Annotated in this window: 16 protein-coding genes; 9 read left to right on the forward strand and 7 right to left on the reverse strand. The window is 66.7% G+C overall.

What is annotated here, in order from left to right; translation table 11 throughout:
• Together K1Y73_RS13695 and K1Y73_RS13700 are read right to left on the reverse strand one after the other, a co-directional pair.
• Nucleotides 1–195 (reverse strand): acetyl-coenzyme A synthetase N-terminal domain-containing protein (locus K1Y73_RS13695; RefSeq protein WP_225028868.1); only part of this gene is annotated, 195 nt, incomplete at its 3' end.
• Nucleotides 196–594: 399 nt separating this feature from the next.
• The gene (locus K1Y73_RS13700; RefSeq protein WP_225028869.1) at nucleotides 595–2292 is read right to left on the reverse strand and encodes a SulP family inorganic anion transporter; all 1698 of its coding nucleotides are present in this window, start codon (nucleotides 2290–2292) and stop codon (nucleotides 595–597) included.
• A 110-nt stretch (nucleotides 2293–2402) separates the two neighbouring features.
• On the opposite strand from K1Y73_RS13700, the gene K1Y73_RS13705 reads away from it, so the two are divergent.
• Nucleotides 2403–2921 (forward strand): HugZ family pyridoxamine 5'-phosphate oxidase, encoded by a 519-nt coding sequence (locus K1Y73_RS13705; RefSeq protein WP_225028870.1) that lies wholly within the window; start codon nucleotides 2403–2405, stop codon nucleotides 2919–2921.
• A gap of 68 nt (nucleotides 2922–2989) precedes the next feature.
• Nucleotides 2990–3607, forward strand: coding sequence for a glutathione S-transferase family protein (locus K1Y73_RS13710; protein ID WP_225028871.1), 618 nt, complete (start codon nucleotides 2990–2992; stop codon nucleotides 3605–3607).
• A gap of 39 nt (nucleotides 3608–3646) precedes the next feature.
• Here K1Y73_RS13710 and K1Y73_RS13715 read toward each other — a convergent pair whose 3' ends face one another.
• Together K1Y73_RS13715 and K1Y73_RS13720 are read right to left on the reverse strand one after the other, a co-directional pair.
• A complete protein-coding gene (locus K1Y73_RS13715; RefSeq protein WP_225028872.1) occupies nucleotides 3647–5935 on the reverse strand; it encodes a glycosyl hydrolase family 28-related protein in 2289 nt (762 codons plus the stop codon).
• 203 nt (nucleotides 5936–6138) lie between these two features.
• Entirely contained in the window at nucleotides 6139–7722 is a 1584-nt protein-coding gene (locus tag K1Y73_RS13720) for a lysine--tRNA ligase (RefSeq protein WP_225028873.1), read from the reverse strand.
• Nucleotides 7723–7826: 104 nt separating this feature from the next.
• Between K1Y73_RS13720 and K1Y73_RS13725 the strand changes: the two genes are divergently transcribed.
• Nucleotides 7827–8246 carry a tellurite resistance TerB family protein gene (locus tag K1Y73_RS13725; RefSeq protein WP_225028874.1) on the forward strand — a complete coding sequence of 140 codons (420 nt, stop codon included), beginning with the start codon at nucleotides 7827–7829 and terminating at the stop codon, nucleotides 8244–8246.
• 14 nt (nucleotides 8247–8260) lie between these two features.
• On the opposite strand, the gene dacB is transcribed toward K1Y73_RS13725, so the two are convergent.
• Both dacB and K1Y73_RS13735 read right to left on the reverse strand, forming a co-directional pair.
• A complete protein-coding gene (gene dacB, locus K1Y73_RS13730) occupies nucleotides 8261–9754 on the reverse strand; it encodes a D-alanyl-D-alanine carboxypeptidase/D-alanyl-D-alanine endopeptidase (RefSeq protein WP_318248242.1) in 1494 nt (497 codons plus the stop codon).
• A gap of 97 nt (nucleotides 9755–9851) precedes the next feature.
• Nucleotides 9852–10457 (reverse strand): nicotinate-nucleotide adenylyltransferase, encoded by a 606-nt coding sequence (locus K1Y73_RS13735; RefSeq protein WP_225028875.1) that lies wholly within the window; start codon nucleotides 10455–10457, stop codon nucleotides 9852–9854.
• 107 nt (nucleotides 10458–10564) lie between these two features.
• Here K1Y73_RS13735 and K1Y73_RS13740 point away from each other — a divergent pair, with 107 nt between their 5' ends.
• The 6 genes from K1Y73_RS13740 (at nucleotide 10565) to K1Y73_RS13765 (ending at nucleotide 15057) form a co-directional block, all read left to right on the forward strand.
• Nucleotides 10565–11023 (forward strand): GNAT family N-acetyltransferase, encoded by a 459-nt coding sequence (locus K1Y73_RS13740; RefSeq protein ID WP_225028876.1) that lies wholly within the window; start codon nucleotides 10565–10567, stop codon nucleotides 11021–11023.
• A gap of 72 nt (nucleotides 11024–11095) precedes the next feature.
• Complete coding sequence (gene ettA, locus K1Y73_RS13745) at nucleotides 11096–12751, forward strand: energy-dependent translational throttle protein EttA (protein WP_225028877.1); 1656 nt, start codon at nucleotides 11096–11098, stop codon at nucleotides 12749–12751.
• Nucleotides 12752–12875: 124 nt separating this feature from the next.
• A complete protein-coding gene (locus K1Y73_RS13750; RefSeq protein ID WP_225028878.1) occupies nucleotides 12876–13796 on the forward strand; it encodes an alpha/beta fold hydrolase in 921 nt (306 codons plus the stop codon).
• Between the two features lie 302 nt (nucleotides 13797–14098).
• A complete protein-coding gene (locus tag K1Y73_RS13755) occupies nucleotides 14099–14314 on the forward strand; it encodes a hypothetical protein (protein WP_225028879.1) in 216 nt (71 codons plus the stop codon).
• Between the two features lie 192 nt (nucleotides 14315–14506).
• Entirely contained in the window at nucleotides 14507–14710 is a 204-nt protein-coding gene (locus K1Y73_RS13760) for a hypothetical protein (RefSeq protein WP_225028880.1), read from the forward strand.
• A gap of 140 nt (nucleotides 14711–14850) precedes the next feature.
• The gene (locus K1Y73_RS13765; RefSeq protein ID WP_225028881.1) at nucleotides 14851–15057 is read left to right on the forward strand and encodes a cold-shock protein; all 207 of its coding nucleotides are present in this window, start codon (nucleotides 14851–14853) and stop codon (nucleotides 15055–15057) included.
• A 98-nt stretch (nucleotides 15058–15155) separates the two neighbouring features.
• Here K1Y73_RS13765 and K1Y73_RS13770 read toward each other — a convergent pair whose 3' ends face one another.
• Complete coding sequence (locus tag K1Y73_RS13770) at nucleotides 15156–15587, reverse strand: hypothetical protein (RefSeq protein WP_225028882.1); 432 nt, start codon at nucleotides 15585–15587, stop codon at nucleotides 15156–15158.
• Nucleotides 15588–15694 lie beyond the last annotated feature (107 nt).

Here is a 15694-nt window from a genome sequence, read left to right on the forward strand (position 1 = left end):
GTCGAAATTCGTGTTCTTCACCTTGCTGAACGGCGTGATCCAGTCGATCCGCTGACCCTGCTCGGCCCAAAAGGCCTCGGGCGATTGGACCGAGGCCTTGTACATCTTGTCATACTGTTCGGCGTTGATATGCGCCTTGGCGATGAACTCGTCCGAAGCCGGATAGATGCCGCTGGCGACAGGTTGATCCTTCATGGCGTCCTCCCCTGATACCTGCCACGGGTCGAGCCAGCGGCCCGCAGCCCCATCGCACCGACCTTCCGGCACGATTTCCTCCGCAGTCACAGTAACGCGCCGTCAAAGATTGCGTAACCCCTTTTAACGCAAACACTTTCCTGTAAATTTGTTGACTGATTTGATGTCAAACCTGCAAATCGGTCAAAAATGCGGCAATTTTGACATGGCATTTCAACAGCCTGCGCGTTCACAACCCCGCGAGAAGGCGTGAATTCCGTATCGGCTGTGCGGATTATGCCACGCGGACAGAGTGTCGCGCCCCGCCGTCGCGGGCCGGGCACTGACCCAGCGTCAGTTTCGCGGTGCGGTTGATTCGGCCGGGGGAACGGTCGCCCCGGGCCCATTCCAGGGACCGGCCTAGAGCCCGGTCTGGGGCCCAGTCTGGGGTCCGTTCTGAGGCCCAGTTTCGGGGGGCAGCGCCAGCGCCTCTTCCAGATCGGCCGGGCCGGCCAGATAGCGCACGGCCGGCGGCCGCAGACCCTGTGCCAGCAAGACCTGGCGCACTTCGGGCCGGGCGCCCAGAATGGTCAGCCGCCCGCCCTGCCGCTCGACCCGCCGGGCCAGCAGCGCAAAGCTGCGCGCGCCGGAACTGTCGATCAGCGGCACATCGGTGAAGTCGATGGCAAAGCCCGCCGGCCGGTCCGAGATCCGGTCCAGCACCGCGCCCACCTGCGCGGCCGAGCCGAAGAAGAACGGCCCGTGCAGCCGGTAGACCATCAGCCCGCCGCGATGCCCGCCGCCCTCGGGCGCATCCTCGGCCGGCCGGTCCAGCGCCGTCGCATCCGACATGCGCTTGATGAAGACCAGCCCGGCCAGGGCAAAGCCCACGACGATCCCCTCGGTCAGGTCGCGGAACACCACCAGAAGGAAGGTCGCGGCGACGATCAGCATATCGCCCCAGGACGAGCGGACCAGCGCCACCAGTTCCTCTTTCTCGATCATCCCCCAGCTGACCACGGCCAGAACCCCGGCCAGGGCGGCCAGCGGGATATAGGCGGCCAGGGGGGCTGCCAGCGCCATGAAGCCCAGGACGAACAGTGCATGCAGCATGCCCGAAACCGGCCCTCGGCTGCCCGCACGCACATTGGTTGCGGTGCGGGCGATGGTGCCGGTGACGCAGAAGCCACCGAACAGCGCCGAGCCGATATTGGCCACCCCCTGCCCCACCAGCTCGGCATTCGAGCGGTGGCGGGTGCCGCTCATCCCATCGGCGACCACGGCCGACAGAAGCGACTCGATGGCGCCCAGAAGCGCGAAGGACAGCGCGAAAGGCAGCGCCGCCAGCAGATGCGCCCGGTCCAGCACCGGCAGGGCCGGCACCGGCGGCAGGCTGGGCAGCGCCCCGAATTTCGAGCCGATCGTCTCGATCGGCAGGTGGAACAGCACGGCCACCAGCCCGGTCAGCGCCACCGCGATCAGCATGCCCGGCCATTTCGGCGCAAGGCGCCGCAGGCCCAGGATCACCCCGGCCGACAGGGCCGCAATCGCCACCGCCGCCGGCGTGATCGTGCCGCGCGCGGCCCAAAGCGTGGCCAGCTTGTCCAGGATCGGCGCGGGCTCGGCCCCGGGCAGGGTCAGCCCGAACAGGTCCTTCAGCTGGCTGGCGAAGATGATGATGCCGATCCCGGCGGTGAAGGCCACCGTCACCGGATAGGGGATGTAGCGGATATAGGTGCCCAGCCGCAGCCCACCCGCCGCGATCAGCACGAAACCCGACAGGAAGGTCGCGGTGATCAGCCCCTCGATGCCGGTCTGCATCACGCAGGCCGAGACCAGCACGATGAAGGCCCCCGCCGGCCCGCCGATCTGATAGCGGCTGCCGCCCAGCGCCGAGACCAGGAAGCCGCCGACAATGGCAGTGTACAGCCCGCGTTCGGGCCCGACGCCACTGGCGATGGCGATGGCCATCGACAGGGGCAGCGCCACGATGGCGACCGTCAGCCCGGCCAGCAGATCCGCCTTCAGGTCGGAAAGCCCATAGCCCTCGCGCCAGACCGTGATGATCTTGGGAAGGAAATCCGCCGCGTTCTTGTGGCGGCCGGTCAGCTCGGTCATGATCTTGTCCAGCAAGGGATCGCGCCGGAAATGCCGGCTGGTCGGGCGTCAAATGCCGACAGATCACTCCCCCGCCAGCCCCTTTGTCAACTGCTCCGGAAAGAAAACCGATGAAACGTTCCGATCCCGTCGCCGCCGCCGATGCCGATTCGCGCCAAGAGGCCCATGACCTTCTGGCCCAGGCGGGCCATGCGGCGCTGGCCTGGTCCGATGCCGAAACCGGCCTGCCCGGCATCAGCCGCATCGCCTTTGCGCTGGATCCCGAAGCGGGCCCGCTGACGCTGATCTCGGGCCTTGCCCCGCATACGGCGGCGCTGCGCGCGCGGCCGGATTGCGCGCTGATGGTGGGCGAGGTCGGCGCCAAGGGCGACCCGATGACCCATCCGCGGCTGATGATCCGCGCCCGCGCCCAGTTCCTGCCCGCCGATGCCGCCGAGCGCGCGGCGCTGCGCGACCGCTGGCTGACGCGCAATCCCAAGGCCATCGCCTATATCGACCTGCCCGATTTCGCCTTTGTCCGCCTGGTGCCGCAATCGGCGCTGCTGAACGGCGGCTTCGCCCGCGCCTTCCGGCTGGCACCCGAGGATCTGGTCGCGCCCACCCCCGCACTTCCCGATCCGGCGGCCTGACCGCGCAAGATGATGGCGCGGCCCCGCGATCCACGCTATGCCGGGGTCGATCCGACCGGAGGGCAGCGATGAAGATCTGGGGCCGCGTCAATTCGTCGAATGTGCGCAAGGTGCTGTGGTGCGCCGAGGAGCTGGGGCTGACCTACACGCGCGAAGACGCCGGCGGCGCCTTCGGCGTGGTCGATACGCCCGAGTATCGGGCGCTGAACCCCAATGGGCTGGTGCCCTGCCTGGAAGATGACGGGCTGGTGCTGTGGGAATCGAACACCATCGTGCGCTATCTGGCCCGGCAATATGGCCAGCCCCCCTTCGCGCCCGCCGATCCCAAGGCCTGGGCCGCGGCCGAGAAATGGATGGACTGGACCTCGCTGTCCTTCGCCCAGCCCTTCCGCGACATGTTCTGGAACATGGTCCGCCTGACGCCCGAAACCCGCGATGCGGAGGCGATGGCGCGCGGCACGGCCGAGACCAACCGGCTGATGCAGCGCGCCGATGCCGGGCTTGCCGGTGCGCCCTGGTTCTCGGGCGCGGCCTTCGGCATTGGCGATATCCCGCTCGGCTGCCTGGCCTATGGCTGGTTCAACCTGCCGATCGAGCGGCCCGCGGTGCCGGCGCTGTCCAACTGGTACGCGCGCCTGACCGAGCGGCCGGCCTATCGCAAGGCGGTGATGACCCCGCTGACCTGACGGCCGGCGCCCGTCCGGCACCGACCGTCCCTGCGCGCCTCAGGCCGGCACGTCCATCCGCATCCGCACCACGGCCGAGCCCTTCACCGCCTCGCCCCAGCGCAGGCTGACATGGTCGCCCCCCGCCCCCTGCCCGGCCAGCGCATTGGGCATGGTGTAGCGCACGACGCCTGCGGCGTTGGTGATATTGCTGGTCGGCTGCACGCTTTCCACCATGCGGATCCGCCCGCCGAAGGGGATATAGGCCGAGGCATCGACGGTCCAGGTTGCTGCCTCGGTGTTCTGGCTGTGATCGGTCACGATCGGGTTGGCGATGCGCTGGTTGACCTGGTTGAACGTGTTGCCCTCGACCAGCACATCGCGCGAACGGCTGAAATCCAGCGTCGCGAAGCTGGTGTCCAGCGCCTCGACCCGGTCGACCGTGGCGCTGAACACCCGGAAAGTGTTGTTGACCAGGGTGAAGCCGTTCAGGAAATGGCCCGCCCCATAGGGCTTGATCACGATCCAGCGGAAGGCCGAGGACACATCCGAGGCGATGAAGATATTGCCGATCAGGTTCAGCCCGCCGAACGAGAATTCGTTCGAGAAGGCCGGTTCGGGGTCATGCTCATTGCCCCATTCGATGAAGCAATTGTCGACGTAATTGCCCTGCACCACCGTCGCCACATTGGTCTGGGTGAAGACCAGCCCCGCCACCCGCACCCCCGCCGTGGCATCGTCGCCCTGGAAGAAGTGGTTGTTGTAGATCATGTGCGAGGTGCCGTTCATCACCGCGAAATGGCGAAAGCGCACGATGCGGTTGTTGCGGATCTTTGCGTCATTCGCCTGCACGTTCAGCGCGATCGTCGTGCGGTTCTGCGCATCCAGCGCCTGTTCGTTCGACAGGAACTGGCAGTAGTCCAGCAAAAGCCCCTGACAGCCCGACCCGGTCGAGGTGATGCCGCGATCCATTGGCCGGTTGAAGGTGCAGCTGTCAAAGCGGTTGACCGACCCCGCCAGCGGCATCATCACCCCCGAACACAGGCCCAGGCAATTGAACTCGATCGCATGCATCTCGAACAGCGACAGCACCGAGAAGCCCGAGAAATCCAGCAGATATTTGAAGCGCTTGAAGGTGTAGGTCCGCGTGCCCGCCGCGCCGTACAAAGGCTGCGACAGTTCGATCGTGCCGGCGCCCACATTCTTCGACTTCACATAGACCTCGCGCCCGACGCCCGTGCCGCTGACCAGCGCGCCGACCGGCACATTGGCCACATTGGCAACCGCGGTCAGGCGGGTGGAATTCGCGGTGGCATAGGTCGCAACCGAGGTGACAGTCGTGGTGTTCCAGTTGGAAGAAGCGACCGCATTGATCGAGCCATTGCGCAGGATGCGCCGCGTCGAGAAGCTGCTCAACCCCGAGACATCGGCCACATCGACCGGGCCGGTCAGATCGACCCGCCGGCCCGACATGTCGAAGGTAACGTGATCGCTGAAATAGAACAGCGCCTGCAGCGCGCGCCGGAACCCCTCTTCATCGTTGCCATAGGCGGCGGCGTAGGTGTCCAGATCGAAATTCCGCGTCAGCACCATGCGGTTGGCCGCGGGCTGGGTAACCGTGCCGATGAAGCGGATCGGCGCATTGACCGTCAGATTGCCCGAGATCAGATAGCTGCCCGCCGAAACCAGGATCGTCCGGCCCGCGGCCGCCGCATCCGCCGCCTGGAAGGCCGCGAAATCATTGGTCGATCCATTGCCGACCGCGCCGTAATCACGCACATCGACCACATCGACCATATCGCGCAGGAAGACCTCGGTCACATCCTCGACCACGATATCGTCGATCCGCACCACCCCGCCGGTCGGCCCGGTCAGATCCAGCCCGACATGGGCAAAGACCGGCTGCAGCCCCCAGACCAGGTCGACGCCGGTGCGATTGCCCGCGCCGATGATCGCCTGCACCGTCACGACCTCGCCATAGCTGGTCAGCTGCACCGAACTGGCGGTCTGCGGCACCGAGCCCACATTCGCGCCGCCCAGATTGCCCGCCCAGGCCGCGATCCGCACCGCGGGCAGATTGCCCGACACCGCCTTCACCCGCGCGCTGACCCGAATATACATGTCAGGCCGCAGCGGCGTTTCGGCGAAGGCGCGCAGCTTCTGGGTGGACGAGGTCTTCTGCAGCTCCAGGCAGCCGGCGAAATCCTGGTCATTGGTCACCAGGGCCGCATTGGGCGCGCCGCTGTAACTGGCATCCCCCGGCAGGCCGTTCGCGCTGGACCACTGGTTCAGCCCCGCCGAAAAGGGCGGCGGCATCAGCACGAGCCCGTCGGTAATCGCCTTGTTCATCTGATCCGTCCCCTTGCCCGTTCGATCCGAAACCGGACGCGGGCCCACCCCGGGGTCTCGCGCCTTGGGGCAAGGGAGGTATCAAGGAAGGGTTAACCGGATCTCAGCCCGCCGCGCGGCGCGGCGCGGCTTTGGGCAACGGTTGGGAAGCGGAGAAGGCCGGGGCCGGGCGTCTTGCGACTGCCGGCCCCTTCCCTGGATCGTCAGCCCTGGACCAGGTCGCCCGCCAGCGCCCGGTCGATCAGCGCCAGCGTTTCCTTGACACCGTAAAGCGCCACGAATCCGCCGAAGCGCGGGCCTTCGCTGGCGCCCAGCAGCACTTCGTACAGCGCCTTGAACCAGTCGCGCAGCGGATCGAATTCATGATCCTTACCAACGGCATAGCAGATGTTCTGCAGGGCCTCGTCCTCGACCGGCCCGTCATAACCCGCAAGCCGCGCCCGCAGATCCAGGATCGCCGCGCGTTCCTTGTCGCTGGGCAGACGGAACACCCGCGAGGGCGCAATCTTGTCAGTGTAGTACCGCAGCGCAAAGCCCGCCGCAGCGTCAAGATCGGGGTTGTTCTCGGGGCTCGCCTCGGGCGCATATTTGCGGATGAAGCCCCAAAGCCCCGCCGCATCCTTGGCCCCGGCCACCGAGGCCAGATTCAGCAGCATGGCAAAGGACACCACCATCTTCGATTCGGGCGGCTTGCCATGATGGATGTGGAAGACCGGGTTCGCCGCCTGCTGCTCCACCGTCTGATCGGGGAAGGCGCGCAGCTGCTGGTGATATTCATCCACCGCCTTGGGGATCACATCCCACCACAACCGCTTCGCGGTCTTGGGCTTCTGATACATGAAATAGGACAGCGATTCCGACGCCGCATAGGTCAGCCATTCGTCGATGGTCAGCCCATTGCCCTTCGACTTGGAAATCTTCTGCCCGTGTTCGTCCAGGAACAGCTCATAGGTGAAATGGTTGGGCTTGCGGCCACCCAGCACTTCGCAGATCCCGTCATAGATCGGCGTATTGGTGCTGTGGTCCTTGCCGTACATTTCAAAGTCCACATCCAGCGCCGCCCAGCGGGCGCCGAAATCGGGCTTCCATTGCAGCTTCACATGGCCGTCGGTCACCGGCAGCGTCCATTCGCGGCCGTCTTCGTCGTCAAAGGTGATGGTGCCATCCTTGGCATTCACCTCTTTCATCGGCACATACAGAACCCGCCCCGTCTCGGGATGGATCGGCAGGAAGCAGCTGTAGGTCTGCTGGCGCTCTTCGCGCAAGCTGGCCAGCATGATCGCCATGATCGCGTCATAGCGTTCCGCCGCCAGGCGCAGCGTGTCGTTGAACCGGCCCGACTTGTAGAATTCGGTGGCCGAGATGAATTCATATTCAAAGCCGAACGTGTCCAGGAACCGCCGCAGCATCGCGTTGTTGTGATGCCCGAAGCTTTCGAATTCGCCGAACGGATCGGGCACCGAGGTCAGCGGCTTCTGGATATTCGCCTTCAAGAGCGCCTGGTTCGGCACGTTTTCCGGGACTTTCCGCATCCCGTCGACATCGTCGGAAAAACAGATCAGCCGGGTCGGAATGTCCGAGATCACCTCGAAGGCGCGGCGGATCATCGTCGTGCGCGCCACCTCGCCGAAGGTGCCGATATGCGGCAGGCCCGAGGGGCCGTAGCCGGTCTCGAACAGGACATAGCCTTTCTCGGGCGGCGCTTTCTCGTAGCGTTTCAGCAGCGCACGCGCCTCTTCAAAGGGCCAGGCCTTCGAATTCATCGCCGCTTCACGCAAGCTCGCCATACCATCTTCCCCTGCTGCCGCGACCCCGCGCCGCGGACCCCCGTCCTCTATTGCCGTGGCCCCGCCCCGTCAATAATCTCTGCCTCAACCTTAGGGAGAGCCCGATGATCGACACCCCCGCCCTTTCCGCCCAGGATGCGCTTGTGGCGATCATGGTCGCCTGTTCGGCCTCGGATCAGGACATGCGCACGGCCGAGCTGGTGGCGATCACCCGCATGGTCAATCACCTGCCGGTCTTCGCCGCCTATGATGCCGATCGCATCCGGCGGGTCGCGCGCACCGTCTTTGACCTGTTCGAAGAGGAAGACGGGCTGGATGCGCTGTTCGGCCTGATCCGCGACAGTCTGCCGCCGCGCCTGGCGGAAACCGCCTATGCGCTGGCCTGCGATGTCGTCACCTCGGACGGCCGCCACAGCCAGACCGAATTGCAGATGCTGGAAGAGGTGCGCGAACAGCTGGGCGTCGACCGGCTGCATGCCGCGGCGATCGAATGGGGCGCAAGGGTGCGGCACATGCAGCCCTAGGATCGCCGCAGGGCTCAGGCGTAAAGCCCGGCCCAGCGGCTGATCAGCTGGCCCTGCAGCCGGCGCGACCGCTTGATCCAGGCTTCCACCCCCTCGGGCCGCTCGCGCGCCGCAACCGGCACCGCATCGCGCCGCGTCGGATCGCCGGTGAAGATCGCAAACACCATCTCGCGCCCGGCCGGAGGCGTGATATGCCCCGCCAGGCCCGAGACGAAGTTCAGCGTGCCCGATTTCGCCACCACCTTGACCGGGTGGCCCTTGATCACCGCGCCCTTGTCATCTTTCATTCCGACATCGCGCAAAAGGGGCTTCAGCCCGCGGCCCTGCACATGCGCGGCCGACAGGATCTTCACCATATCCGCCGCCGAAATGCGCGAGGCGCCGCCCAGGCCGGAATGATCGACGAATCGCGCATCGACGCCGAAATTCTGCCGCGCCCAGTCGCTCATCGCAGTCCCCGATCTGGCCAGCGTGCCCGCGCCGCTGGCGGTCAGCCCGTTGCATTCCGCGGTCAGATTGGTCGAGAATTTCAGCATGCTGCGCAGGATCGCCGGCAAGGCCTCGCTTTCGATCCGGCCGATCTCGCGGCCCTTTGGCGCTGCGGCGACCAGTTCGACCGCCGGCAGGTCGATGCCCTGGGCCCGGGCCAGCGTGCGGAACACCTCGGCCGTGTAGCGCCCGGTCAGCCGCACCGGCAGCCAGCGGCTGCCGCCCTTGGTGCCAAGCGCGCCCGAGGCGACGGTCCAATCCTCGCGCTCGGGGCCGCGATCATAGGTGTAAAGCGGCGACTGGCGCTTTTTCACCGCCATGCGCACCAGATTGACCGCGGGCACGAAGCGCGCGCCCCGCGCATCCATGCCCACGGTCCAGTCGCCGCCGGATTTCTTCCATTCGAAATAGACCCGGTTGAAGTTCAGGTTCAGCCCCGACAGGCCGGGGTTGTAGCCCACCTGCACCGGCTGATCGGGGACCAAAGCGTCCATCCGCGGCAGGGCGCCATCGGCCGCCAGAAACCGCCCGGTCACCCGTTTCAGCCCCGATTTCGCCAGCCGCGCCGCCAGATCGCCCAGTTGATCGGTCTCCAGCGTCGGATCGCCGCCGCCCGCCAGCACCAGATCGCCCTTCAGGACGCCGGCCTCGATCGGGCCGGTGGCCAGAACGCGCGTGACATAGCGATGCCCCGCCCCCAGCCGCTCCAGCGCGAAAAGCGAGGTGACGGCCTTCGCGACCGAGGCCGGCGGCATGGCGGTTTCCGGCGCGCGCGCTTCCAGCACCTTGCCGGTCGCGGCATCGGCCACCACGAAGCCCACCGTGCCGGTCAGTTTGGCCGCCGTCACCAGCGCCTCGGCATCCTGAACCTGCACCGGCGCCGCGGGTGCGCTGGCCCCGCCCGAGACCTGGCCCTGGCCCTTGGGCCGCGGCCGAACCGAGCTGTCCATCCCTTCCGCCCAGACCGGAAGCGCCGTTCCCGCCAGAATCCCGGCCAGCATCCCACGCCGCGTGATCACCCGTCTTCCCCCGTACCGTTTGCCGCCCGTGATACCCGATTCGCCGCCCGCTGCCAGTCGCGAAGACGTGACCCGGCACCAGAGCCGCGGCCCGGGCTCATCCGCCGCCGCGCCGCCAGCCGCCCCGTGCACGAATTTCGCTCGACGAGGCATCGTTCATCGGCACATTGACGAACACCCAGGCCGGCGGGCGCGCCGCGGCCAGGTTCTCGCCCCGTCGCAGCCGGTTGCCGCGGAACACCTGCGCGGCCACCGACAGCCGCGCCCGCAAGCCCGATCCGGGCCGCGCCAGCACGCCCACGGGCACCTGCGCCATGATCCGGCGCCAGCGCGCCCAGCGGTGCAGCTGCACCAGATTGTCCGCCCCCATCAGCCAGACGAAGGTGACACCCGGATACAGCGCCCGCAGCCGCGCCAGCGTGTCGGCCGTCAGATGGGTGCCCAGCCGCGCCTCCAGATCGGTGATCTCGACCCGCGGATGCCGCATCAGCGCCCGCGCATGCGCCAGCCGCTGCGCCAAGGGCGCCGGAGGCCGCGGCTTCAGCGGGTTGCCCGGCGTGACCAGCCACCAGACCCGGTCCAGCCCCATCCGCTTCAACGCCTCGCGGGTGATCGAGACATGGCCCTCATGCGCGGGGTCGAAAGACCCGCCCAGAAGCCCGATCACCATCCCCCGCCGCGCCACCGGAAATCCCTGCCGCATCTGCCCCTGGGTCTCCTTCCCCCCGAAGCGCCTTCATCCGGGGCGCGCGGCGGCAAAGTCAACCCTTCCCGCTTGACCCAGGCCCGCCGCCTTGCCCCATATACCGCATGGAACCGCCCCTGATCCGCGATGCCGACCCGGACGAGCCCGCCGCTCTGGCCTGCCTTTCCGCCTATTTCGCGCTGTTGGCCGAAACCGTCCCCGGCGAGACGCCGCCGCCCCTGCCCCTGCCCGATGCCGCGACCTACCGCCCGCCCGATGGCGCCTTCCTGCTGGCAGAAGCCGCGGGCCAGCCCCTGGGCTGCATCGCGCTGCACCGCCACTCGGCCGATACGGGCGAGTTGAAGCGGCTTTGGGTTGCCCCCCAGGCGCGCGGCCAGGGCCTGGCCCGCCGGCTGATGGCGGCCGCCGAAAACCGGGCCCGCGCCTTGGGCTATGCGCGGCTTCTTCTTGACACCAACGAGGCCCTGGCGCCGGCCCTGGCGCTGTACCGATCCACCGGCTGGGCCGAGACCGCGCCCTATACCAGCTTCCCCGCCACGCATTGGTTTGCCAAAGCCCTGTGATTCCCTGCCGCAGCGGTTGCAGCTTTGGCCCCGGACGGCTAGATCAGCCGCAACCCGCGACAGGAGATCCCGATGGCCAGCTATCAATATGTCTACCACATGGACGGCGTGTCGAAGACCTATCCCGGCGGGAAGAAGGTGTTCGAGAATATTCGCCTGAACTTCCTGCCCGGCGTGAAGATCGGCGTCGTCGGCGTGAACGGCGCGGGGAAATCCACCCTGCTGCGCGTCATGGCCGGCTGGGACAAGGATTACCAGGGCGAGGCCTGGGCCGCCAAGGGCGCGACCGTGGGCTATCTGCCGCAAGAGCCGCAGCTGGATGAACAGCTGAACGTGCGCGGCAATGTCATGGAAGGCGTCAAGGCCAAGACCGCCAAGCTCGACCGCTACAACGAGCTGGCGATGAATTACTCGGACGACACGGCCGAGGAAATGGCCCGTCTGCAGGATGAAATCGACGCCGCGAACCTGTGGGATCTCGACAGCCAGGTCGATATCGCGATGGAGGCCCTGCGCTGCCCGCCGGATGATGCCGATGTCTCGACCCTGTCGGGCGGCGAACGCCGCCGCGTGGCGCTGTGCAAGCTTCTGCTGGAAGAGCCGGACATGCTCCTCCTTGACGAACCGACGAACCACCTCGATGCCGAGACCATCGCTTGGCTGCAAAAGCACCTGATCGATTACAAGGGCACGATCCTGACCGTCACCCACGACCGCTACTTCCTGGATGACATCACCACCTGGATCCTGGAACTGGAACGCGGCCGCGGCCTGCCGCATGAGGGCAATTATTCCTCGTGGCTGGATGCCAAGGCCAAGCGGCTGGCGCAGGAAGCCCGCGAAGACAAGGCCAAGCAGAAGGTTCTGGAAAAGGAACTGGAATGGATCCGCGCCGGGGCGAAGGCCCGTCAGGCCAAATCCAAGGCCCGGATCAGCGCTTACGAGAAACTGGCGGACGAGTCGGTCAAGGAACTGGTCGGCCGCGCCCAGATCATCATCCCGCACGGGCCGCGCCTTGGCTCGAAAGTCATCGAATTCGAGGGCGTCTCGAAGGCGATGGGCGACAAGCTGTTGATCGACAACCTGTCCTTCATGCTGCCCCCGGGTGGGATCATCGGCGTGATCGGCCCGAACGGCGCCGGCAAGTCGACGCTGATGAAGATGATCACCGGCCAGGAAAAGCCCGACTCGGGCACCATCACCCTGGGCGAGACGGTGCAGCTGTCCTATGTCGACCAGTCGCGCGACAGCCTGGATCCGAACAAGAACGTCTGGGAGGAAATCTCGGACAGTCTGGACATCGTGGTCCTGGGCGATGCCGAGGTGAACAGCCGCGCCTATTGCTCGTCGTTCAACTTCAAGGGCTCGGACCAGCAGAAGAAGGTCGGCATCCTGTCGGGCGGCGAACGCAACCGGGTGCATATGGCCAAGCTGTTGAAATCCGGCGGCAATGTCTTGCTGCTTGACGAACCGACCAACGATCTGGACGTGGAAACCCTGCAGGCGCTGGAAGCCGCGATCGAGGAATTCGCCGGCTGCGCGGTGATCATCTCGCACGACCGCTTCTTCCTGGACCGGCTTTGCACCCATATCCTGGCCTTCGAGGGCGACGCCCATGTCGAGTTTTTCGAAGGCAACTTCGACGATTACGAACAGGACAAGATCCGCCGCCTGGGCCCCGACGCGGTCGAGCCGAAGCGGGTGAAGTACAAGAAGTTCACCCGCTAGGGCGGGCGCTTTTCCGGCATTCGGACGAAAAGGGCGGGTCACTCCCGCCCTTTTTGCTGCGCAGGCCTTTGGCGCCTGCCCCCAGCCCCCTTTCGCCGCCCGCCGCACCGGGGCAGGATGGGCCATGTCCGCGCGCCTGCCTTCTCGTCTGCCCGGCCTTGCAGCGCTTGCCGTGGCGCTGCTGGCCGCCTGTGCGGGCCCGGCGCCCGCGCCCGGCACGCCACCGCCCCTGGCCCCGGTTTCGGGCAGCGCCCGCGCGCCGGACAGCGTCACCTTCCTTCTGCCCGGCGCGCTGACCACCGCGCAGATCTTCGGCCCCGCCATCACCTGGGGCGATGCGCGCAATCTGGTCGTGGAATACCGCCTGCCCGGCACCGAGGGGCAGCCGCTGTCCACGCCGCTGGACATCGACCGCGCCGCGCAATGGGTGGCCGAATACGCCGCCCGCTACCCCGAAGCGCGCATCAACCTGATGGGCTATTCCACCGGCGCCGCCATCGCCCTGACCGCGGCCGGCCGCATTTCCAACCCCGGGCGGGTCAAGGTGGCCGCCCTGTCCTCGGCCACACCCTTTCCCGGCGCATTGCTGGCCCTGCTGCGCGCCGGACCGCAACTGGCCGCGGCCGCGCTGGACGAGGGCAGCCTGAACCGCCGCCGGGTCTGGGAGAATTACACCATCACCCTGCTGCTGGGCCCCGGCTGGCGCCAGGATCCGCCCCGCCGCGCCCGGGGCCTGGCGGTGCTGGACCAGTGGCGCAACCGGATCGAGCCGCCGAAGGGCGGCCAGACCCGCGCCCAGGCCCGCGATCTGCTGGGCTGGACCCTGCCCGCCCGCGCGGGTGGGCCGGGCCCACAGATCACCTTCCTGCATGGCGGGCGCGACCCGGTCTTTCCCCTGCCGCAGATTCGCGCCCTGGCCGGCAAGATGGGCGGGCAGATCTGCCTCTGGCCCGAGTCCGGGCATCTGCTTTACCTGACCGCCCCCGGCCTGACCCCGCGGGTGCGCGACTGGTTTTTCCACGATCGCCCGATCTGCGGACCCTGAGCCGGGGAACCGACCGCAGGCAGACGCGTTTGCCCGGCAAGTCCATCCGTCAAAGGAGAGCGCATATGAAGGGCATTCTGGCCTGGGTCATCGGCATTCCGATCCCGATCATCATCATTCTGTATCTGCTCGACGTCTTCTGACCCGAGCCGGCGGGGGCCCCCGGGCCCCTGCCCCGGCGGGCTTTTGCGCCAATCGGCGCGGTCGCTGCAAATCCTGTCCCCGCGCCTTCGGCTTTCCATGCGCCGGCCCCAATTTCGCCATCGGCCTCACGGCATGATGGAAGGGTAATGAGGGAAATCATGGCACCCATTCTTGTTGTCATTGCAGGCGTTGCAGGCTTTGTTCTGGCCCTGGCCACCTTGATTGCCGGGCTTGGCCCGCTTGCGGCGCTGGCCGTCTGGTCGGGCAGTGGGCTGGTATTGGCGATGCTGCTGATTCTCGCCAGCCTGGCCGGCACACAACCCGAAGCTGTGTCAGACCGTCGCACCCGGGTTTCGCGCGCCAAATCCGTCTGAAATTCACCGATTTATTCGGTGCAACAACGCACCGGAACACGCCCGACCCGCAGCGCAAGTGCAAAACCGCCGGCTTCCATCCAGATTGATGTTATTTGCGCAAAGAATTCCGTCGATTCGAATATCATTCATTTGGGCTTTGCTACGAATTGCGGCATATTTGTGGAACGGGTGTAAAACGGTCGTGATTGAATGGTACTTCTGGTTTTTACGATCGGCAGTGTGATCGGGCTGGTGGTCGCAGCAGCAAGTTACTGGGCCTTCAAAGTTCCGGTGCTGGTGGCGATTGCAGTTTGGCCTGTGGCGGGCGTGATGGCCACAGCCGTGATCTACGGCCTTCTGGCCTTGGCCAGACACCGGCGGCGCAGCACCCGGCGCCGCCGGACCGAGGCTTGAAATAACCCTTGTTTTACGGCATATCAGGCCCGCGACGTTATCTTTTTCGACCTGTCTCCGATCCTCGGCACAGCCTCGACCTCAGCTGACTGCGCCGGGCCGCCGCACTCCCGCGGGCGGCAGCAACAGGAGAACTCACGATGGCCAAGGGCACCGTGAAATGGTTTAATGAAACCAAGGGCTATGGCTTCATCGCCCCGGAAGGCGGCCGCAAGGACGTGTTCGTGCATATCACCGCGCTGGAGCGCGCCGGCCTGCGTGGCCTGAAGGACGGCCAGGCCGTGACCTTCGATATCGAAACCGGCCGCGACGGCCGCGAATCGGCGACGAACCTCGCCCTCGCCTGATCTCCAGGATTGCCCTTTCCGGCGGTCCCCCGCGGGTCCGCCGGAGCTGCGGAAGACCCCGCACGGACAAGCCATCCGAACCCTTCGTCCGGCGCCGCTTAGGCCGCGCGCCAGACCAGCCGGTCGCGCAGCGCATGCTCGAACCCGACCCGCAGCCCCACGGCCGAAACCGGCGCGCGCAGCATCACCGGCAAGGCGCGCTCTTCGGGGAAGTCATGCCGCGGCACATCGCGGCTGATCAGCAGCACCGGAATCTGCAGCCCCGCTGCCACCAGCGCCCGACGCGCCCGTTCCCCGGCCTCAAGCCCGCCGAAACGGTCGCAATCCATCACGAACAGCCCATAGCCCGACGGATCGTCGATCATCGCCGACAGCGCGGCGTATAGCTCGACCTCCACCTCGACCGGCCCCCCCAGCGTGGCCACCCGGTCGACCAGCGGGTCGGCCTCGGTCTCGGCCAGGACCAGCACCCGGATCCGCCATCCGACAGGCAGAGCGGAAACCCGATCGAAATCGCGCGTGAAATGCATGGCCCGTCTCCCTGGCAGCTGTTCGCCTGCCATCGGTATGCCGGGCAATTTGGTTAACATTGCGGGATATTCGAGAAAACATCGCGCCAATGCGCCACATTTCCGCC

The sequence above is a fragment of the Xinfangfangia pollutisoli genome (genome assembly GCF_020179405.1).
In the GTDB taxonomy this organism is placed as follows: Bacteria; Pseudomonadota; Alphaproteobacteria; order Rhodobacterales; family Rhodobacteraceae; genus Pseudogemmobacter; species Pseudogemmobacter pollutisoli.